Source organism: Microbacterium sp., from assembly GCF_031988965.1.
Lineage (GTDB): Bacteria > Actinomycetota > Actinomycetes > Actinomycetales > Microbacteriaceae > Microbacterium.
Genome location: NZ_DALZXX010000252.1, coordinates 1 through 2,268, shown reverse-complemented (window position 1 = coordinate 2,268; position 2,268 = coordinate 1). Strand labels below are relative to the sequence as shown.

Below are 2,268 nucleotides of genomic sequence, written 5' to 3'. Positions count from 1 at the left end.
TGCTGGCGGATGCCGAACTGCAGCCTCTACCCGACGGACCGCTGCCCGAGATGGAGACGTTCGGGCACACCGCCGACCCGCATCCGCAGGCGCTGCAGGCATCCGTCGACGCGCATCCGCTGCTGTCGGTCGCGGCTCTCGGCGGCACCGTCGCTGAGCAGGGCGGCCAGGCGCTGACCGCCGAAGACCTCGCGCGGCTCGCGATGGCTCCCGGATCGTCGTCGCTCGAGAAGCATGCCGACGGCACCGCGATCGACGCCGGCGGGCTCGTGCCCGACGTCAACCGCACGAACAGCTGGGTGCAGTCGGTCGATCAGGTCGATCCGCTCGAGATGCTCGAGGTGCAGCTCGCGAACACGACCGCGCCGTTCCTGCTGATCAGCCGGCTGCGCGCATCGATGGCCGCATCATCGTCGCGCCGCAAATACGTGGTCAACGTCTCGGCGATGGAGGGGCAGTTCTCGCGCCGCTACAAGGGCCCCGGGCACCCGCACACGAACATGGCGAAGGCCGCGCTGAACATGCTGACCCGCACGAGCGCGGGCGAGATGCTCGAGACCGACGGCATCCTGATGACCGCCGTCGACACCGGCTGGATCACCGACGAGCGCCCGCACTACACGAAGGTGCGCCTCGCCGAGGAGGGCTTCCACGCCCCGCTCGACCTCGTCGACGGAGCCGCCCGCGTGTACGACCCGATCGTGCGCGGCGAGGCCGGCGAAGACGTGCAGGGTGTGTTCCTGAAGGACTACGAGCCCAGTCCCTGGTGAGTCCGGTCCGGTGAGACCTCTTGCGGGAGCATCCGGCTGATGATTCCCCGGATGGCTGGCCGAATGGGGCGTTCCGGTCAGCCAGGCGGGGTCCGGTCAGCCGTGTGGATATGGGGAGCCCGGCCACGGGGTGAGTCCGGTCCGGTGAGACCTCTTGCGTGAGCATCCGGCTGATGATTCCCCGGATGGCTGGCTGAATGGGTCGGTCCGGTCAGCCAGGCGGGGTCCGGTCAGCCATGTGGGCTGTGGGCTGTGGGCTGTGGGCTGTGAGCTGCGGGCTGTGGGCGCGAAGCGGCCAGAGAACCGGGATCAGCGCGCGCGGATCTCGAGGTTCTCGGACGCCCAGGTGCCGAGCTGATCGAGGATCGGCAGCAGCCCGCGGCCGCTGTCGGTGAGCGAATACGAGACCGTCACGGGTGGGCCCGCATCGACGGCGCGCGCCACGAGTCCGGCATCGGTGAGCTCGGCGAGTCGGTCGGAGAGCACGGTGTCGCTGATTCCGACGACCGCGCGGCGCAGGGCGACGAAGGTCGAAGGTCCGCCGCCGAGCGACGAGATGATCATGCCGTTCCAGCGCTTGCCGAGCACGCTGAAGGCCAGTGTGACGGCGGCGTCGCACACATGACGTTCTTCGTCGACCTCGGACATGCCTCCAGTGTACCTGTGCTACGTTAACCCCAGTCGCTAAGAAAACCAGAGCGACTAGGAAAAGCGCCCCAAGAACCGAAAGGTACGGTCATGTCCCTGTTCCGCCTGGATGCCAGCATCCTTCCCGCGTCGTCCGCCAGCCGCTCGCTCGCCGACCTCGTCGAAGCCGAGTGGACCGCATCCCACCCGGACTCGACCGTGACCCGTCGCGACCTCGCCGCCGACCCCGTGCCCGCGACGGCCTGGGCGGATGCCGTCACCGGCGGCTTCGTCGACGAGACCCAGCGCACCGACGCCCAGCGCGCGGCGCGTGCCCTCGGCACCACCTTCGCCGACGAGCTGATCGGCGCCGACGCGCTGCTGTTCGCCGTGCCGCTGTACAACTACGGCGTCTCGCAGCACTTCAAGACCTGGTTCGACCTGGCGGATACCGACCCGCGCATCGACCCGCAGGGCACCGCGCTGCGCGGCAAGCCGGCCACCCTCGTCACCGTGCTCGGCGGCAACTACGCCCCCGGAACTCCCAAGGAGGGTTGGGACCACTCCACCGCGTGGCTGCGCCGCGTGCTCGAAGACGTCTGGGGCCTCGACCTGCGCATCGTCGAGCGTCCGTTCACCCTCGTGGGCGTGAACCCCGCGCTCGACGCCTTCGCTGACACCGCCCGCGAGCTCAAGGAGAACGCCGAGCAGTCGGCGCGCACCTACGGTCGCGAGCTCGCCGCACTCCGCGGCGACCAGGTCGCCTGAGGGTCTGATCCGGCGGGCACGCCCGTCGTCGGTGCGGCCCATCTGCCCGGTCGTCAGTGCAGCCCATCTGCCGGTCGTCGGTGCAGCCCATCTGCCCGTCGAT

The 2,268-nt window shown here is 69.7% G+C and carries 2 protein-coding genes and 1 pseudogene; 2 read left to right on the top strand and 1 reads right to left on the bottom strand.

Features of this window, described 5'->3' with window-relative positions; genetic code table 11:
* Positions 1-770, top strand: a pseudogene (locus RTM68_RS18395) (short-chain dehydrogenase); the annotation flags it as partial.
* A 309-nt stretch (positions 771-1,079) separates the two neighbouring features.
* On the opposite strand, the gene RTM68_RS18390 reads toward RTM68_RS18395, so the two are convergent.
* Entirely contained in the window at positions 1,080-1,418 is a 339-nt protein-coding gene (locus RTM68_RS18390; protein WP_312173753.1) for a helix-turn-helix domain-containing protein, read from the bottom strand.
* A gap of 90 nt (positions 1,419-1,508) precedes the next feature.
* On the opposite strand from RTM68_RS18390, the gene RTM68_RS18385 reads away from it, so the two are divergent.
* A complete protein-coding gene (locus RTM68_RS18385) occupies positions 1,509-2,165 on the top strand; it encodes an NAD(P)H-dependent oxidoreductase (protein WP_312173751.1) in 657 nt (218 codons plus the stop codon).
* The last annotated feature ends 103 nt before the right edge of the window (positions 2,166-2,268 follow it).